This window comes from Oerskovia paurometabola (genome assembly GCF_016907365.1).
GTDB lineage: Bacteria > Actinomycetota > Actinomycetes > Actinomycetales > Cellulomonadaceae > Oerskovia > Oerskovia paurometabola.
Genome location: NZ_JAFBBV010000001.1, coordinates 3,662,002 through 3,679,250 on the forward strand (window position 1 = coordinate 3,662,002; position 17,249 = coordinate 3,679,250).

Annotated in this window: 13 protein-coding genes and 1 riboswitch; of the genes, 2 read left to right on the forward strand and 11 right to left on the reverse strand. The window is 72.4% G+C overall.

Annotated elements, in window-relative coordinates:
- The 3 genes from JOD48_RS16350 to JOD48_RS16360 all read right to left on the reverse strand — a co-directional run bounded on the left by JOD48_RS16350 (position 1) and on the right by JOD48_RS16360 (position 3,061).
- A complete protein-coding gene (locus JOD48_RS16350; protein WP_191791075.1) occupies positions 1-945 on the reverse strand; it encodes a universal stress protein in 945 nt (314 codons plus the stop codon).
- A gap of 188 nt (positions 946-1,133) precedes the next feature.
- Complete coding sequence (locus JOD48_RS16355; protein WP_191791076.1) at positions 1,134-1,919, reverse strand: C40 family peptidase; 786 nt, start codon at positions 1,917-1,919, stop codon at positions 1,134-1,136.
- A 2-nt stretch (positions 1,920-1,921) separates the two neighbouring features.
- A riboswitch (cyclic di-AMP (ydaO/yuaA leader) is annotated at positions 1,922-2,084 on the reverse strand.
- A gap of 260 nt (positions 2,085-2,344) precedes the next feature.
- Positions 2,345-3,061 carry an iron-dependent transcriptional repressor DtxR gene (locus JOD48_RS16360; protein WP_204809810.1) on the reverse strand — a complete coding sequence of 239 codons (717 nt, stop codon included), beginning with the start codon at positions 3,059-3,061 and terminating at the stop codon, positions 2,345-2,347.
- Positions 3,062-3,194: 133 nt separating this feature from the next.
- Here JOD48_RS16360 and serC point away from each other — a divergent pair, with 133 nt between their 5' ends.
- Positions 3,195-4,328 carry a phosphoserine transaminase gene (serC, locus tag JOD48_RS16365; protein ID WP_307824205.1) on the forward strand — a complete coding sequence of 378 codons (1,134 nt, stop codon included), beginning with the start codon at positions 3,195-3,197 and terminating at the stop codon, positions 4,326-4,328.
- A 123-nt stretch (positions 4,329-4,451) separates the two neighbouring features.
- Here serC and JOD48_RS16370 read toward each other — a convergent pair whose 3' ends face one another.
- From JOD48_RS16370 to JOD48_RS16390, 5 genes are all read right to left on the reverse strand, one after another.
- Complete coding sequence (locus JOD48_RS16370) at positions 4,452-5,798, reverse strand: MFS transporter (protein ID WP_191789490.1); 1,347 nt, start codon at positions 5,796-5,798, stop codon at positions 4,452-4,454.
- Positions 5,795-6,262 (reverse strand): MarR family winged helix-turn-helix transcriptional regulator, encoded by a 468-nt coding sequence (locus JOD48_RS16375; RefSeq protein WP_204809811.1) that lies wholly within the window; start codon positions 6,260-6,262, stop codon positions 5,795-5,797. The genes JOD48_RS16370 and JOD48_RS16375 overlap by 4 nt, the downstream gene beginning before the upstream one ends.
- Positions 6,263-6,313: 51 nt before the next feature.
- The gene (gene manA / locus JOD48_RS16380; RefSeq protein WP_204809812.1) at positions 6,314-7,600 is read right to left on the reverse strand and encodes a mannose-6-phosphate isomerase, class I; all 1,287 of its coding nucleotides are present in this window, start codon (positions 7,598-7,600) and stop codon (positions 6,314-6,316) included.
- A gap of 16 nt (positions 7,601-7,616) precedes the next feature.
- Positions 7,617-9,089 carry an NCS2 family permease gene (locus JOD48_RS16385; RefSeq protein ID WP_191789493.1) on the reverse strand — a complete coding sequence of 491 codons (1,473 nt, stop codon included), beginning with the start codon at positions 9,087-9,089 and terminating at the stop codon, positions 7,617-7,619.
- Positions 9,090-9,187: 98 nt separating this feature from the next.
- Positions 9,188-10,705 carry a sugar transferase gene (locus tag JOD48_RS16390; protein ID WP_204809813.1) on the reverse strand — a complete coding sequence of 506 codons (1,518 nt, stop codon included), beginning with the start codon at positions 10,703-10,705 and terminating at the stop codon, positions 9,188-9,190.
- 639 nt (positions 10,706-11,344) lie between these two features.
- On the opposite strand from JOD48_RS16390, the gene JOD48_RS16395 reads away from it, so the two are divergent.
- Entirely contained in the window at positions 11,345-11,629 is a 285-nt protein-coding gene (locus JOD48_RS16395; protein WP_225226740.1) for a DUF2530 domain-containing protein, read from the forward strand.
- On the opposite strand, the gene JOD48_RS16400 is transcribed toward JOD48_RS16395, so the two are convergent.
- From JOD48_RS16400 to JOD48_RS16410, 3 genes are read right to left on the reverse strand one after another with little or no spacing between them, the layout of a single operon-like run.
- The gene (locus JOD48_RS16400) at positions 11,626-12,870 is read right to left on the reverse strand and encodes an MFS transporter (RefSeq protein WP_307824206.1); all 1,245 of its coding nucleotides are present in this window, start codon (positions 12,868-12,870) and stop codon (positions 11,626-11,628) included. The two genes, JOD48_RS16395 and JOD48_RS16400, sit on opposite strands and share 4 nt — an antisense overlap.
- The gene (locus JOD48_RS20250) at positions 12,867-16,244 is read right to left on the reverse strand and encodes an ATP-binding protein (protein ID WP_204809814.1); all 3,378 of its coding nucleotides are present in this window, start codon (positions 16,242-16,244) and stop codon (positions 12,867-12,869) included. The genes JOD48_RS16400 and JOD48_RS20250 overlap by 4 nt, the downstream gene beginning before the upstream one ends.
- Positions 16,241-17,248, reverse strand: a complete 1,008-nt coding sequence (locus tag JOD48_RS16410) for a DUF3027 domain-containing protein (protein ID WP_204809815.1) — start codon at positions 17,246-17,248, stop codon at positions 16,241-16,243. The genes JOD48_RS20250 and JOD48_RS16410 overlap by 4 nt, the downstream gene beginning before the upstream one ends.
- Between the last annotated feature and the right edge of the window lies 1 nt (position 17,249).

Consider the following 17,249-nt stretch of genomic DNA (forward strand, 5'->3'; position numbering starts at 1 on the left):
TCAGCGGGCCTGGTCGTCCACCGTCGGTGCCGAGTCGTCCTCGCAGCGCTTGGTCACGACCATCACCGGGCACGCCGAGTGGTGCAGCACCGCCTGACTCGTCGACCCCAGGAGAAGTCCCGTGAAGCCGCCGCGCCCGCGCGAGCCGACCACGATGAGGTCCGACGCCGTCGAGAACTCCGTGAGCAGCTCAGCACCGGTGCCGTCGAGCACGATGCGCTTGATCGTGACGTCGGGGTTCTCGGCCTCGTGCCTGTCCACGATGACGTTGAGTCCCTCGGTGATGTCGTCGAGCACCTGCTGGTGGTCGATCGAGGCCGGCAGCCACGCGAGGAGCCCCGCTCCCGCACCCACGGGGACGCCCGCCACCGCGACGAGCTCGGCCCCCCATGCCCGGGCCTGCTTGATCGCGTGCCGGAGCGCGATGTCTGCCGACGGCGACCCGTCGACGCCCACCACGATCCGCTTGAGCGGATTGACGGCAGGAAGCGTGTCGTCGTCGCCCGGTCCGTTCTTGAGCGGCACCACGACCGTGGGGCACCTCGAGTGGGCGGGGAGCGCCGAGGACACGGTGCCCAGGAGACGCTCCGTGAAGCCTCCGCGTCCCCTCGTGCCGACCACGACCAGGCCGTAGTCCTTCGAGAGCTCGACGAGCACCCCGGCGGCGTCGCCCGTGGCGATCGCGGCGGTCGTCCTCACGCCCGCGGCCTCGGCACGCTGGGTGGCCTCGGCGAGGACGGCCTTGGCCCCCTCCTGGATCGCGGTGTCGTCCAGCGCCGCGTAGCCGCCGTCGAGCGAGGCCGCGGTGAAGGAGGGGAGCGAGTACGAGCACACGACGTGCAGTGGCCAACCGACCTGGCGGGCGTACGCGGCCGCCCAGTCCAGCGCGTGCAGGCTGGGGGTCGATCCGTCGACTCCGACGAGCACGATCTCCGCACGGGTCATGGTTCCGTCTCCTTCCGAGGGCAAACGTCCATCCTGAGACAAACCTATCGAAAGAACTGGCAAAGTCACACCGGCACGCGCACGCCGCGAGGCACGGCTGACGCAAGAAACCCCGCCCTCCCGCACGAAGCGGAAGGACGGGGTTCTCAGCTGGGTGGCGGCAGGTTCTCCGCTCGTCCAGGGTGGTCTCAGGCGACGCGGATGAACGTCGGGTTCGACTGCCAGATCTGACGGATCTGGATCGTCTTGCCGGGGCGCGGCGCGTCGATCTGCATGCCGTCACCGGCGTAGATCGAGATGTGACCGGGGGTCCAGATCAGGTCGCCGGGCTGGGCCTCGGCGCGCGAGACCTTGGTGCCGACACTGCCCTGGCCGCTCGAGGTGCGGGGCAGGCTGATGCCGGCCTGGGCGAAGACGTACTGGGTGAAGCCCGAGCAGTCGAAGCCGTCGGGCGACGTGCCGCCGTAGACGTAGGGGACGCCCACGTAGCGGCTGGCGATCGAGACGATCGACGAGCCGGCTGCCGAGGCGGGGACCTGGACGGCCGCAGCCGTCTCGGTGGTCGCCGTGGTGGCGGCGACGGAGGTGCGCTCGTTGGAGCGCGACGGGGTCTGCGTGGCGCGCGTCTGGACGACGCGCTCGACGACGGGCTCCGGCGCCGGGGTCACGGCGACGGCCGCGCTCTCGATCGCGAAGCCGGCCTCGGCGGCGACCGTGACGGCCGGGGCGGACTCGAGCGCAGCGCGGGCCTGGGCCGTGAGCGCGTTCAGGTCGACCGTGTTGAGCTTGGTCGAGTCCTGCTCGACCGGCGCTGCGTTGGCAGCCGTACCGCCCAGCATCGAGACGATGAGTCCCGACGAGGCAGCGACGACAGCGGTGCGGCGGCCGACGGAGGAAGCCGTCGCCGCCGAAGCAAGGGTGGAAAGCGGGCGCCGTGCTGCACGATGGCGTGCGCCGTTCGTCACTGCGTTCACTGGATACCTCTCCTGGACGCCTGCGAGGTCAGCTGTCGGGTTCGGGTGGGAGAATCACCCGGCCGTCCGGACCGAGGTCCTTCTGGCTTCACCCCAAGGGCACCGTTGCCGGTACCCGAATTTGGGTCCCCCGTCCCTGTCAGCGGGTCGTGGTGTTCCTCTCGCGGTGACAGGGTTAGGCGTTCCGCGCGAGGGCTTCGACGAATGAGTCTTCCGTGAAGCAGAACCGAACGTACACGACCCTGGGGTGAATGTCACGTTCCCATCACGACGCCCCGGAGCCCCCCGGGACGACGGGACGAACCGGCACAAGACCGTTGCCTCGGGCACGGCGGCGCCCTCGCCTCATGCGGCCGGAATCCACGACGCCCCGTGCCCCGGGGAGGGGGTGCGGGGCGGTGGGGGTGTGCTGGGGTGGGTGGTGGTCAGGGTGCGGTGACGAAGAGGTGGCGCGCGACGTCGTCGGGCAGGTCCAGGACGGTCTCGGCGCCCTGCGCGGAAACCGTGTACGACCCGGCCTCGGGGGTGATCGTGACCTCCTGGCGGGGCAGGATGCCCGCGGCCGCCAGGCGCGCGAGCAGGTCCGTGTCGGTCTGCAGGGGCTCGGCGATGCGCTGCACGACCACGCGCAGCGCCCCGGGGGCGCGCCCGGCACGGTCGGCCGCGGCCACGTACGCGGGCAGCGACACGACCCCGTCGAGGTACTCGATCTCCACGATGTCCTCGCCCAGCTCCGACAGGCCCGGGATCGGGTTGCCGTACGGGTCGTGGTGCGGGTGGTCCAGCAGACCGATCAACCGCTTCTCCACGAGCTCGCTCATCACGTGCTCCCACCGGCACGCCTCGACGTGCACGAACTCCCAGTCGAGCTTGATCACGTCCGTCAGCAACCGCTCCGCCAACCGGTGCTTACGCATCACCCGCTGCGCCTTCGCATGACCCTCAGGAGTGAGCTCAAGATGACGGTCCCCGGTCACCACGACCAGACCATCACGCTCCATGCGCGCCACCGTCTGCGAGACCGTCGGACCCGAATGACCCAACCGCTCCGCGATCCGCGCACGCAGAGGGACGATCCCCTCCTCGTCCAGCTCATAGATCGTCTTCAGATACATCTCGGTGGTGTCGATCAGGTCGGTCACGTCGCGCTCCTGTCGCTTGGGGGCTTGGGGGCACCTGCCGCACCGGCGGGCCGCTGACCACTAGTTTAGGTCCGAGCCACCGACATTGTGGACGGCGAGCGGTGTTCGCGCCAGGCCGGACTATCGTTGCCCCGTGCCTGAGCCCACCCAGATCACCGTCCCCCCGCACCTGCTGCCCAGCGACGGCCGCTTCGGCTGCGGCCCGTCCAAGGTTCGCGAGGCGCAGGTCCGCGCGCTCACGAAGGCGGGCACGTCCCTGCTGGGGACCTCCCACCGTCAGGCACCGGTCAAGTCCCTGGTCGGTCGGATCCGGTCGGGCCTCGCCGACCTGTTCGACGCCCCGGAGGGCTACGAGGTCGTCCTGGGCAACGGCGGGTCGTCGGCGTTCTGGGACGTCGCGACGCTGTGCCTGGTGCGCGAGCGCGCCCAGCACGCGGCGTTCGGCGAGTTCGGCGCCAAGTTCGCGACCGCGACCACGCGTGCACCCTTCCTCGAGGCCTCGCAGGTCATCACCGCTCCCCCGGGGTCGGTCGCCGTCCCCGAGGCCGCGGACGGGATCGACGTCTACGCCTGGCCCCACAACGAGACCTCGACGGGGGCCATGGCCCCCGTGCGCCGTGTCGCGGGTTCCCGCGAGCAGGGGGCACTCACCCTGGTCGACGCGACGTCGGGCGCGGGCGCCCTCCCGGTCGACCTCGCGGAGACGGACGTCTACTACTTCGCGCCGCAGAAGGTCTTCGGGTCCGACGGCGGGCTGTGGGTCGCGATCATGTCGCCCGACGCCGTCGCGCGCGCCCAGGAGATCGAGTCCGGTGACCGCTGGGTCCCCGAGTTCCTCTCGCTCGGCGCGGCGATCACGAACTCCCGCCAGGACCAGACCCTCAACACCCCGGCGGTCGCGACGCTCGTGACGTTCGCCGAGCAGGTGGACTGGCTCAACGAGCAGGGCGGCCTCGCGTGGGCGAGCGCCCGGTCCGCGTCGTCGGCCCGGACCCTCTACTCCTGGGCCGACTCCCGCGACTGGGCCACCCCCTTCGTGACGCGCCCCGAGGACCGGTCCACGGTCGTCGGGACGATCGACCTCGACGAGTCGATCGACGCGACACAGGTCATCGCCGCCCTGCGTGCCAACGGGATCCTCGACGTGTTCCCCTACCGCAAGCTCGGGCGCAACCAGCTCCGCATCGGGATGTTCCCCGCGATCGAGCCGGCGGACGTCGAGCTGCTCACCCGAAGCATCGACTTCGTCGTCGACGCCCTGGCCTGACCGTCGACGCACGACGCCCGCCCTGCCGACGAACGGCGGGGCGGGCGTCGTGCGTTCCGGGCCGAGCGACGTCGTCGGGGACGTGACGTCTGCAGGCGAGCGGCGCCGTCGGGCCGGGAGCCGTCATGCCGCCGTCGCGGCGTCCTCCGCGTCGTCCACGCCGAGCCGGCTGCGCGTCTCGCCGCGAGCCCCCACCCGGCGGGCCGCACCGCCCTCGGGATAGGTGACCAGGAGGTGCGGGCGCTGGGTCACGCGATAGCTGACGGTGAACTTCCAGTTCCGCATGGCCCAGATCGCGGCCCCCACGGAGACGAGCAGTGCCGTGATGGAGCCGATCCCGATCGCCCAGCGGGGCCCGTAGGCCTCGGCGATCCAGCCGACGATCGGTGCACCGACGGGCGTCGCACCCAGGAACACGATCATGTACAGGGACATGACGCGTCCGCGCATCACGGGGTCGGTCGTCATCTGGATGGTCGTGTTGGCCGCGGTCATCATGGTCAGCGACATGAACCCGACGGGGATGCAGGCGATCGCGAACGTCGTATAGCTCGGCATGAGCGCCATGACCCCGGTCGCGATCGCGAAGCCGAACGCCGACCCGATCACGAGCCGCACGCGCGGCCGCTCCCGGCGGGCAGCCATCAGGGCTCCCGTGAGCGAACCGATCGCGAGGATCGACCCGAGCATGCCGTACTCCCCCGCGCCCATCCCGAACTCGACGCGCGCCATCATCGCGGACGTGAGCTGGAAGTTGAGCCCGAAGGTCGACACGACGCTCAGGACGACCATGATGACGATGATGTCGGAGCGGCCGCGCACGTACCGGATGCCCTCACGGATCTGCCCCTTCTCGCGCGAGGCGCTGGGCAGCTTGTGCATCTCCCGGGTCCGCATGCGCGACAGCGCGAAGATGGTCGCGCCGAAGCTGATGCCGTTGATGATGAAGACCCAGCCCGTGCCCACCGCGGCGATGAGCAGGCCGGCGACGCCGGGGCCGATCAACCGGGCCGCGTTGAACGACGCGCTGTTGAGGCCCACGGCGTTCGACAGCTTGTCGCTCGGCACCATCTCCGCGACGAACGTCTGGCGCACCGGGCCGTCGAGCGCGGACACGCACCCGAGCGCGAGCGCGAAGCCGTAGACGTGCCACAGCTCGACGTGCCCCGAGAGCACGAGCGCGCCGAGCCCGAGCGCGAGCAAGCCCGAGGCGCCCTGGGTGGCCATGAGCATCTTGCGGCGGGGCAACCGGTCCGCGAGGACGCCCGCCCAGGCGGACAGCGCCAGGACAGGCGCGAACTGGAGCGCCGTGATGACGCCGACGGCGACGCCGGAGTTCGCGGTCAGGACGGTCAGGACGAGCCAGTCCTGCGCGATGCGCTGCATCCAGGTGCCGATGTTCGCGACGAGCGCGGACCCGAACCAGAGGCGGTAGTTGAAGTACTTGAGGGAGGAGAACGTCGCGCTCATCGGGCGGCGATCCGGGTCAACAGGTCACTGGCGCGGGCCAAGGTCTCTCTTTCGTCGGGGGTCAGGTCGGTCAGCTGCTGGGTGAGCCACGCGTCGCGGCGCCGACGGGTCTCCTTGACCTCGAGGACGCCGGCCTCGGTGAGGGCCACCATGACGAGCCGCTTGTCGGTGTCGTGCTCGAGCTTGTGGACGAGGCCCAGCTCGACGAGCGCGTTCACGGTGCGGGTCATGGACGGCGGGCGGATGCGCTCGTGGGTCGCGAGTGCGCCGGGGGTCATCGCGCCGTGCTTGTGGAGCACCGTCAGGACGCCGAACTGGCCCTCGGGCAGGTCGGCACCACCGCGCTGGGAACGCAGGGCGCGCGAGACGCGCGTGAGGGCCACGCGGAGGTCACCGCCGAGGGTCGCGGGCCGACACTGCGCCTTCGTGGGGGACGAGGGCGTGGTCTGTTCCGCGGGAGGCATCTCTTTACCTTAACTCATTACCTTAAGTAATGAAATGGGGAGTGAGCGAGATCACGGCACGTAGGCGACCACCAGGTCGCCCACTCCTCGCACGTCCAGCGCACCGGCGTCGTGCGGGACGAAGACCGACTCGCCCGGCCTCAGGGACACCCGCCCGTCCGCGCCACGGGGCGAACCTCCGTCCGCCTCTGCCCGCCCCAGCTCGAGGAGACCGTCCAGGGCGAGGACGATCCGCGGCCCCTCGGTCGGCAGAGCCACGGCCTCGGCGTCCACCGTGCTCACCGCCCCCATGACCAGCGCGAACTCCGCGATCGACGCCCGGTACTCGCGCAGCCCGCCGTCCACCGCCGGCAGGTCGTGGCTCCTCGACGCAGCGTCGGCCAGCCGCCGGATCCGCGGTCGAGCCGCAGGCCCCGGGGCATAGCTCACGCACGCCAGCAACGACTCGACGTCCACGTGCTTGGTGGTCAGTCCGGCGCGCAGCACGTTGTCCGAGCTCGACATGACCTCGACCGCGCACCCCGACAGGTAGGCGTGCACGTGCCCGGCCGGGACGAACATCGACTCCCCTGGCTCGAGCGTGACCCGGTTGAGCATCATCGACACCAGGGCGCCGGGATCACCGGGGTGCTGTTCCGCGAGCGAGACCACGGTGGCGTCGGCACGGGGCGACGTCGTTCCCGACTCCAGGCGAGCCCCGACGTCGGCGACGGTCGTCGCCAGGTCCGCGGCGACGTCGGGAGAGGTCCGCGCGCGCAGTGCGAGCGTGAACGCCTCGCGCAGACCGGCCGCGGCGGGCTGGGCCTCGAGCGCCGCTCTCATGCTGGTCACCAGGTCCCCGCGCAGCCCGTCCAGCAGCTCCAGGATCCGCTCCGGTCGCCGGAAGCCGGAGAGGCCCTCGAACCGCGAGACCGCGACGACCATCTCGGGCTTGTGCTGGTCGTCGTGGAAGCTGCGCTCCGGCGACTCCCGCGGGACGCCCTGCCGGTTCTCCCGGTTGAACCCTGCGCGCGCACGGTGCGGCTGCGGGTGCACCTGCAGCGACAGCGCGCGGTCCGCGGCGAGCACCTTGAGCAGGTAGGGCAGCCGCGGGCCGTAGTCGTCGAGCACACGTCGGCCGAGCATCGCGAGCGGGTCCGCGTGAATCAGGTCCGCCAGAGACGCCGAGGGCCCGCCGTCGGCCGATGCCGACGACGGGCCCTTCGGGTGCGCCCCCATCCACAGCTCGGCGAGGGGCTCCCCGTCCTGCGCCAGCCCGAGGAGCGCGTGCAGCGCGCTCCTCGATCCCCAGTCGTAGGACTGGAGCGTCGGCGTCAGGCGCAGGATCGGGGTGCTCATCGCCTGTGAGCGTACGTCAGACGCCCAGGGCGTCGCTGATCGGGTCGAGGGTGAAGTAGATGATGAACGCGACGGCCGAGACCCACATGAGCGGGTGGATCGCCTTGACCTTGCCGAGCGCCAGCTTGATGACCACGAAGGCCAGGAAGCCCGCGCCGATGCCGGCCGTGATCGAGTACGTGAACGGCATGAGGGCGATCGTGAGGAACGCGGGGATCGCGACCTCGACGTTGGTCCACTTGATGCCCGTGATCTGCGTCATCATGAGGAAGCCGACCAGGACCAGGGCGGGCGCGGCGGCCTCGCTCGGGACCAGGGCGACGAGGGGAGACAGGAACGTCGCCAGCAGGAACGCGATGCCCGTCACGACCGCCGCGAGACCAGTGCGCGCCCCTTCGCCCACGCCGGTCGTGGACTCGACGTAGCTCGTGTTGGAGGAGACGCTCGCGGCGCCACCGGCGGCCGCGGCGACCGAGTCGACGATGAGGATCGCGCGCGACTTCGGCGGGTTGCCCGTCTCGTCGAGCAGCTTGCCCTCGGCGCCGACCGCGACCATGGTGCCCATGGTGTCGAAGAAGTCCGCGAGCAGCAGCGAGAAGACGAGCAGGACGACCGTGACGATGCCGACCTTCTCGATCGACCCCAGGAGGGAGAACTGACCGAGCAGGCCGAAGTCCGGTACCGCGACCGGGCTGCCGTCGAGCTCGGGCGCGTTCAGGCTCCAGCCGTTCGTCGCACCGCTGCCCTTGGTGGCGACCCCGGCGATCGCCTGGATCACCACCGCGACGACGGTCGCGGCGAGGATCGAGATGAGGATCGCTCCACGGACCTTGCGGACCCACAGGACGATCATGAGGACCAGGCCCACCACGAAGACGAGGATGGGCCAGCCCGCGAGCGAGCCGGTCGCGCCGAGCTGGAGCGGCGTGCCACCGCCCGCGGCGACGAACCCGGCGTTGACCAGACCGACGAGCGCGATGAACAGGCCGATGCCGACGCTGATCGCCGTCTTGAGCTCGACCGGGACCGCGCGGAAGACCGCCTCCCGGAAGCCCGTGAGGACGAGCACGAGGATGATGAGGCCCTCGATCACGACGATGCCCATCGCGTCGGCCCACGTGACCTCGGGGATCGAGGCGATCGTGAAGGCCACGACCGCGTTCAGGCCCAGACCGGCCGCGAGAGCCATCGGGTAGTTCGCGAAGACGCCCATCGCGATCGTCATGATGCCCGCGACGAGCGCCGTGGTCGCGGCGATCATCGGGAAGTTCGCGCCGTCCGTGCCGCCGCCCAAGAACTGCCCCGTGCCGTCAGGAGCCGTCCCCAGGATGATCGGGTTGAGGATGATGATGTAGGACATCGCGAAGAACGTGACGAGACCGCCACGGATCTCGGCGCCGATGGTCGAGCCGCGCTCGGTGATCTTGAAGAAGCGGTCGATGCCGCTGGAACGCGGGGGGGCTTCGCGCTCGTCAGTCGTGGTGGTCATGGGGAGAATGGTGCCAGATCCCGTGTTGCGCTTCAGAATCGTCCACGTTACGTGCTAGGAGGACGTGTCCCCCGTCACGCCCGTCCGGCCGACGACGCTCAGTACGCCCCGTGCCCGGAGACCACGGCCCTGGCCGTGCGCGCCAGGATCAGGATGTCGCCGAACAGCGTCCAGTTCTCGACGTAGTAGACGTCGAGCCGCACGCTCTCCTCCCACGACAGGTCGGACCGTCCCCCGACCTGCCACAGGCCCGTCAGGCCGGGCTTGACCAGCAGGCGCCTGCGCACCTTCTTCTCGTACGTGCTGACCTCGCGCGGCAGCGGCGGACGAGGCCCCACGAGGCTCATGTCGCCTCGCAGGACGTTGAAGATCTGCGGCAGCTCGTCGAGCGAGTAGCGACGGATGAAGCGGCCCACGGTCGTGACGCGCGGGTCGTTGCGGATCTTGAAGAGCGGCCCGGACCCCTCGTTGTCCGCGGCGAGCGCGGTGAGGTCGATGTCGGACCCGACGCGCATGGACCGGAACTTGAGCATCGAGAAGGTCTCGCCGTTGCGTCCCACGCGCTGCTGGGAGTAGAAGACCGGTCCACGGCTCGTGAGCCGCACCGCGAGGCCGACCGCGATCAGGACGGGCAGCAGGAGGAACGTCAGGATCGCCGCGCCGAACCAGTCGGAGATCGACTTGACGACGAACTTGGGACCGCTGAACCGGGGCGCGTCGACGTGCAGGAGCGACACCGACTCGGCCGGGGTGATCGTGATGCGCGGACCGGCGACGTCGACCAGCTCGGTCGTCAGCATGAGGTCGACGCCGAAGGGCTCGAGCTCCCAGCTGAGGTGGCGCACCACATCGGCCGTCACGGCGTCCGACCCGCTCACCGCGACGCAGCCTGCGCCGACGCGTGCTGCGATCTCGCCCGCCGAACGGAGGTCTCCGAGGACGGGCACGCCCAGGATGGCGTCCCCCTCGCCGGCCCGCCCGCTCGGGGTGCACACGGCGACGACCCGGTAGCCGGAGCTGTCCCGGTCGTTCAGGTCGCGGATCAGGCGCTCGGCCTGGTCGCGGTGCCCGATCGCGAGGACGGCGGTCCGGTGAGAACCGGCGGCCCGCTTGCGGTGCAGCCACTGCCGCCAGAAGTAGCGTCCCAGGAGCAGCCCGGCGAGGCCGAGAGGGAAGGCGAAGATCAGGTAGCCGCGGGCCTCCTGGAAGCGCAGCAGGAAGGCGAGGATCGCCAGGATCCCGAAGAGCCGCCAGGACGCGTCGAAGACCCGCTGGTACTCGGTGGGCCCGCTGCCCACGACCCGCACGTCCCGCGTCTTGGCGAACGCCAGGGAACCCGCCCAGGCGAGCCCGATCAGGATGCTGAGCGCGAGGTACGGGAGGAACAGGTTCTCCCGGACGGGCTGGCTGATGAACTGGTCCCATCGCAGGAAGTACGCGGCCGTGACACCGATGGTGATGGCCAGCGTGTCCGTGGCGACGAGGCGGACCTTGTACGACCGCTCCCACGTGACCGACGCGAACGCTGCACGGACCGCCCGGAGTGGACCGGGCGGCGCTGCTGTCAGGATGTGGCGGAGTCCACGACGCGAATCGTGAATGACGCTTCCGGCCATGGGCCCGGCTACCTCTCGATCAATCCGTCAGCCGCTTCTGGACCGCCGGAACGCCTCATCGTAAGAGTCGGCACACAAAGAAATGAACGAACGACCAACCTTTTCACCCGGGTGAGAAGACCCCGCCTCTCGGCGAGTCCGAGCCCTGGATCCTGCGGATCTTGAGCCCCTACCTGGAGACTGGTGTGGTCAGACAATAGAGATGGACACATGTCCAGAACGAGAAATGCACCGCATTCCTCGGAGCGACGAGCAAGTACCGTCCCCAACTTCTTGCACACCTGTCCAACGAAGCAGGGGAGGCGAAGTTCGGATCGTAGCGGCTGGCGATACGGCCTCGGAACCCTGTCCGCTGCACGTCTCACCCAGGAGAGACAGCTCCTCGGCCGTCCTGTGACAGCGGTCACGGGTGAAAAGGGGCAAGTCTTCCTAGCGGGTCGCGGTCCCGGTCGGGGTCGCCGAGGCCGGTTGCGCCTGGTTCACCCCGATAAGCGAGGTTCGCGCGATGCCCTCGTTGCCGCACCTAGGCCTGATAACACGGGAGCCCCTCGGGTGAGGGCCCGGACACGCCGGGCAGCGCCACCAGTTTTTTTCACCCGACGGAACCTTCACGAGACGTAGACTGCGAGCGTGCCCTCGATGCTCTCCCTGCTGATCCACCCGGAGCGGCGCCGCCCCAACCCGCCGGCGCTGCGCGTCGACCTGCGGCCGGTGATCCTGGTCGGGATGAGCCTGTGGGCCGTCGCCCTCGTGGTCTCGGTCGTCCTGCTGCTCCTCGACAGGGCGACGTTCGAGCTTCCCGCGAGCTGCGCGGCCGGGATCGTGCTCGGCATCATCGGGCTCGGTTGGGAACGCCGCAACCGGAGCGAGTACCGGACGCACCCCGACGAGTCGGGCGACGACGCCCAGGGGACCCCCGCCTAGCTCTCGATCCCCGCCCGACGGCGCGTGGTCCGGTTCGCGTGCACCGACCACCGCGGGACCCACCGCGCGAGCGCGACCGCACCGAGCAGGCCGACCGTGCCGGACGCGACGATCCCGCCCGCGAGGCTTCCCAGCGCGGCACCGGCCGAGACCACCAGCGGACCGAGCGCGGTCCCGGAGTCCTGGAAGAGCCGCCAGATCCCGAGGAACTGCGCGCGGACGTCCGGGGGCGCGACGTCGGCGCCGAGAGTCATGAGGATGCCCGACCCGATCCCGTTGCCGAAGCCCATGACCATCGCCACCACGGCCACCCCGGCGACGGTGCTCGTGAGCGGCAGCACGACGATCGCCCCGCCCAGCACGACCATGCACGGGATCGCGACCCACAGCCTGCCCCACCGGTCCATGACCTTGCCCGCGGGGTAGAACAGCAGCATGTCGACGGCTCCCGAGAGCCCGAAGATCACGCTCGTCGTGGCGGGGCTGAAGCCCAGGTGCTCGGACCACAGCGGCAGCACCACCTGCCGGGCGGCCCGCGTGGCCCCGACCATCACGACCGCGATCCCGAGCGTCGCGAACACCCGCCAGTTCGCGGCCAGCACCGTACGGAAGCTGACGGGCACCACGGACCGCCGGTGGGCCGTCGAACCCGCCGCGACGTCAGGCACGAGGGCCGTCACCAGCCCGGCGACGACGCTCGTGCAGACGGCCAGCCAGTACACCGCGGGCAGGTCCCAGAGCCACAGGACCGCGGCCGCGGCGAACGGCCCCACGAAGGCACCGATCCGGTGCGTGCCCGCGAGCGTCGACAGCGCCCTGGCCCGTTTGAGGACGGGCGTGACCTCGGTCAGATAGGCCTGCCGGGCGAGCATGAACACGGCGTTGGTCATACCGACGCAGAAGACCCCGGCGCCCAGCACCCACAGGTTGGGGGCGAGCGCGCACGCCACGAGGCCGACGATCGAGGCGGCCGCGGCCGTCATCATGGCCCGCCTGTCACCGAACCGCGCAGCGAACGCCCCGGCCGGGACGTCCCCGGCGATCTGCCCGAGCCCCAGCAGCGCGACGACGAACCCCGCCAGCGCGATCCCGGCCCCCATCGAGATCGCGCTCAGCGCGACCACGGGCACGATCGCGCTCACCCCGGCCTCGAACACGAAGGTCGGGACGTAGACGCCGCCCACGAGGCGACGGTCGAAGATGCCGGGCGGTCCGGGCGCGGGTCCCGCCGCCCGGCTCACGCCTCGTCCCACGCCGTCTCGGCGAGCAGGTCGTCGGCGGAGGCCGGGTCGAGCAACGCGGACTCCAGCAGGTGCCGCGCCGCGGGCCGGCCGGCCGCCGCGGCCAGCCCGCGGGCCAGGCCGGCGGTCGTCGAGGCGTGGACCTCGGGTCCTGCGCCGCCCGAGCTCACCCACCAGTCGACCTCGACCCCGTCCACCGACAGCGCCTCGTGCTCGAACCAGCTGCCGGGCACGCCCGGGACGAGCCGCGCGACCCGGGCGTCGAGCACCTGGGGCGAGCCGGCGTCGTCGGGCAGGGGGACCTCCGGCGCACCCGGGGGCGGCAGCAACGGCAGGTCGAGGAGGTCCGCCAGGACGGCTCCCCCGTCCGCGACCGACGCGACCGGGAGCACGGTCCGTACCTGCGCCCACATCGCGCTCGTCGCCACGGCCAGGTCCTCGGCCGGGACGCACGTCGTGGTCGACCCGCGCAGGCCCGGCAGGCGGTCGGGCAGCTCGTCGAGCGCGTGACCGTTCGCCGTGCGCGCGAGCGCGCCCAACCCGCGCCAGACCGCGAGCGCGGCGGGCAGGTCGAGGGGCGTGCCGACGTCGGGCAGCGCGGCCAGGTAGTCCGGCCAGTCCGCCGGGGCGAGGTCTCCCAGGTCCGCGACCCCGCCCAGCGCGCGCACGACCTCCGCGTCCAGGCCGTGGGCCTCGTCGGGCGGGTCGGGCAGGAAGGGCGCGCCGCCCGGCACGGCCGCGAAGGGCGCGCCCAGGTGCCGGCGCAGCCACCAGGCGGTGTACGACGGCGCGTCCCCCGCCCGGGCGCCGCCCTGGCTCCGGACCGGGGCGAGCAGGGCCGCGCGGGCGTCGGGGTCGCCGGCGAGCCGTGCGAGGAACACGGGCCACGCGTCGCCGGCGACGGCGTCCAGGTCCGCGACCGCGTCGAGGTCGCCCACGAACGCGCCTCCCCCGACGTGGCCGCCCAGGAAGGCGAGGTAGTCGGCCCACCCGTCGAGCCACGACTGCGGGTCGTCCGGGTCGTCGGGCAGGTCCGCGTCGGCGTCCCACGGCGTCAGGACGTCGCGGACCCGGTGGACCGTCACGTCCGCGGGGACCCCGACCGCACGCAGGACGTCCTCGCCCCAGCGCTCGGCCACGCCGTCCGCGAGCGGCACGAGACCGTCCAGGACCCCGTCCGCCCACGACCCCGGCACGACGCACTCACGTGCCGCCGACAGGTCGCCCTCGGCCGTGGGCAGCGGGAGCTCGCCCCACCAGAAGGGCACGTCCTCGGGCTGCGCGCCCTCGGCGAGCGCGGAGCGCACGAGGGCCAGCACCTGCCCGACGGCGGCGGGCACCGGGTCCGTCACGCCCCCGTCCGAGTCGGTGGTGCCGGGCGCGGAGGCCCCTGGGTGCGCCCCGTCGTCGAACGGCTCGCCGTCGTCCCGGCCGGGGTCCGTCCCGTCGAGCAGGTCGTCGTCCGCGGCCAGGTCCGCGAGGTGCAGCACGTGCTCCCTCACCGCAGGCTCGGTCAGCAGCCCCCGGAACGAGGACGGCGTCGCGCCCAGACGCTCCAGGAGCGGGTGCACGGCGTCCGGGTGCACCAGGCGCAGGCCCAGCGAGCGCGCGAGGGTGAGGAAGCCGGAACCTGCCGTCGCCTCCTCGGCTGCGGGTTCGGCACCCAGGAGCAGGACCCCGCGGGCTCCCCGCGCGGTCCGCCCGTCGGCGAGCGGGACCGTCACCGCACCGAGCGCGTCGCGCACCCCCGGCTGCCCCACGTGCGGGGCGAGGGTCGCGTAGACCTCGCGCCACGCCGCAGGACCCATCCCCGCGGGCAGCTCGTCGAGCAGGTCCGCGAGCTCGCGGGACCGCACCCCGAGCGACCGTGCGACCGCGTGCAGCGACGACGGCACGTCGACCAGGTCCGGTACCGCCCGACCGAGCACCGCCACCACGGCCGGGTCACGACCGACCTCGCCCGCGAGGACCTGGGCGTCGCGGGGCGCGACCAGGTGCCGTCCGCCGGGGCGCACGGGTTCCTCGTCGAGTCCTGGACCGTCGAGGTCGACGGGGCCGGCGGGCCCGCCGGGTGCGTCCTGCGCGTCGTGATCGCCGGTGGGGACGGCCACCGGAGGCGGTGGCGACAGCAGCGGCGTGCCGCGCAACGCGGCGAGCGCCGCGTCCCGGACCTGCGCGTCGAGCGCCCCGGACGGCAACCCGGTGGGCACGAGAGCGAGGACCGAGGCCCCCCGCTCAGCGGCGACCAGACCGAGGAGCCGGGCGAAGGCCTCCCCCGCAGACGCGGCGAGCGCGTCCGTCACAGGCCCGGGCAGGACGTGCCGACGGCTCGGGTCCAAGGGGAACGACGCGACGAGCAGCGCCGGGAAGGTCGTCGGCTCGTCGGTCGGCGTGGGAGCGTGCACCACGCCCGCGACGGCCTCGCTCGGTGCGGCAGCCGACCGCGGCAGCGCCCACAGCAGGCTCCAGCCCCCGTGGCGCTGCTCGACCGGGAGCGAGTCCAGGACGAGCGCGTCGAGAACCCCGCGCTCGCGCACGACCGTCCAGCGGGCGGCCACGTCGTGCAGGCGACGCGACCGCCGGTTCCCGGCGTCGTCCTCGATCTCGACCCCGACCTCCGCCAGGGCGGGCAGCGCCAGGAGCAGCGCGTCGTCCACCTCGTCGAGCTGGGCACGGACGGCCTCGACCGCGACCCGGTCCCGCAGGCGCAGGGCCACGACCGTGGCCGGCGTCGCGAGACCCGTGGCGATGTCGCCGGGCAGGGCGTCCGCCGCGAACGGGAGCCGCAGCACGGGCAGGGCGTCGCCCCGCTCGCGGACCGCGGCCTCGAGCCGGTCGGCCGCCGCCGCTCCCCCGTCCTCCCGCGCACCTGCGACCGCGTCGGACAGTGCTGCGACCGTCCGGTCCAGGGAGAACGTCACTCCCCCGAGCGTCGAGCGCACCGAGATCTCGTCCGCGACCGAGCGCACGGCCGCGAAGCCCACCCCGAACCTGCCCACCCGCCCGGGTGGGCCGTCTATGGACCCAGGCTCCGCCGTCGGGCCGGACGGGCGCGCGACCTTGGCCGACGCGCGCATCGACGCCAGCGACGCGACGCCCCCCGCGTCCAGCGGTGCGCCCGAGTTCTCCGCCGTCAGCCACCACGCGCCGCCCACGTCCCGGGCAAGACGCAGCACCAGGTGGCCCGAGGAGCCTGCGTGCGCCGCGGCGTCGGCCGCGTTCTGCGCGAGCTCCACCACCACCCGGTCGCGGTAGTAGCCGCGGGCGTGGTCCTCCTCGGTGTTCGCGTCCTCCCGGAAGCGCGTCGGGGACGCGAGCCACGCCTCCGTGACGGCCCGGCGAAGAGCCGAGGTCCCGAAGGCGTCCGTCGTCACCGTGCCGGCTCGTCCGGGTCCGCGTCCGGCGAGGCGTCCGGTCCGGTCTCCGAGGCGTCCGTCGCGGACGACGACCTCCCGGGCTCCGGGAGGGCGATCCGCGACAGCGCCAGCTCGATGCTCGCCGCAGCCTCCGCGGACCGCTCGGTCGCCGGGCTCGCGGGAGCCACGGCCGTGGCGGCCGTGGCGCTCGCCGCATCACGGGCGGCGTCCAGGAGCTGGACGATCTCGACGTCCATCTCGTCGATCAACGGGTCGGCGGCCGGCCAGTCCGTCGGGTGCGGCTCGACGTCCGTCTCGGAGTGCGCACCGCACCCGTGGTCGAGGCTCACGACCTTGCCGTCGTCGGGCGACCACGCGTTCGCGCACACGCCGAAGACCTGCCCGAGCGCCCCCTGCAGGGGCACCAGGAACCCGCACGACCCGCACTCCGCGCCCGAGGCGACCGCGCCCGGCGCCGTAGGACCGCGCGTACCGCGGTACCAGCGCTCGGCCGCCTCGTCGCGGCCCTCGGGGGACAGCACCCGGACCCGGGCGAGCGCGAGCTCCTCGATCGCGACGGCGTCCTGCTCCTCGTCGCCCGTGGGCACGTAGCCCGGCTCGAGGCGCGGGTCGTCCGCCTGGAACGGCAGGACGTCGCCCACACCGATGTCGCCCGGCTGCAGACGCTCCGACCACGGCAACCACTCGGGCGCCAGGATGGAGCCCTCGCCCGGCAGGAGCTCGACCTCGCACACCGTCGCGGTGCGACCGCGCGGGACGCGGGCCACCGTCACGGTCCAGCGCCACCCCCGGTAGCCGAGCATGGTGCACGCGAACTGGTGCGAGATCAGGCGGTCCTCCTCGACGACCGTCCCGAGGTGCTCACCCACGTCCCCCACGTGCTCGGCGACCTGTTCCGCCGCAGCACGCGCGAGGTCCACCGCGCCCGTGAGCACGGCGTCCTTGGCGGCGCGCGCGCTCACACGACGGGTCGATCCTTCAGCGGCGGCTACGGCAGCCATG

Excerpts from the sequence above, each read along its gene's own strand:
- JOD48_RS16375 (WP_204809811.1), bottom strand. The coding sequence starts at position 6,262 with ATGCCTCCCGCGGAACAGACCACGCCCTCGTCCCCCACGAAGGCGCAG.
- JOD48_RS16395 (WP_225226740.1), top strand. The coding sequence starts at position 11,345 with ATGCTCTCCCTGCTGATCCACCCGGAGCGGCGCCGCCCCAACCCGCCG.
- JOD48_RS16350 (WP_191791075.1), bottom strand. The coding sequence starts at position 945 with ATGACCCGTGCGGAGATCGTGCTCGTCGGAGTCGACGGATCGACCCCC.
- manA (WP_204809812.1), bottom strand. The coding sequence starts at position 7,600 with ATGAGCACCCCGATCCTGCGCCTGACGCCGACGCTCCAGTCCTACGAC.
- JOD48_RS16390 (WP_204809813.1), bottom strand. The coding sequence starts at position 10,705 with ATGGCCGGAAGCGTCATTCACGATTCGCGTCGTGGACTCCGCCACATC.
- JOD48_RS16370 (WP_191789490.1), bottom strand. The coding sequence starts at position 5,798 with ATGAGCGCGACGTTCTCCTCCCTCAAGTACTTCAACTACCGCCTCTGG.
- JOD48_RS16410 (WP_204809815.1), bottom strand. The coding sequence starts at position 17,248 with ATGGCTGCCGTAGCCGCCGCTGAAGGATCGACCCGTCGTGTGAGCGCG.
- JOD48_RS16385 (WP_191789493.1), bottom strand. The coding sequence starts at position 9,089 with ATGACCACCACGACTGACGAGCGCGAAGCCCCCCCGCGTTCCAGCGGC.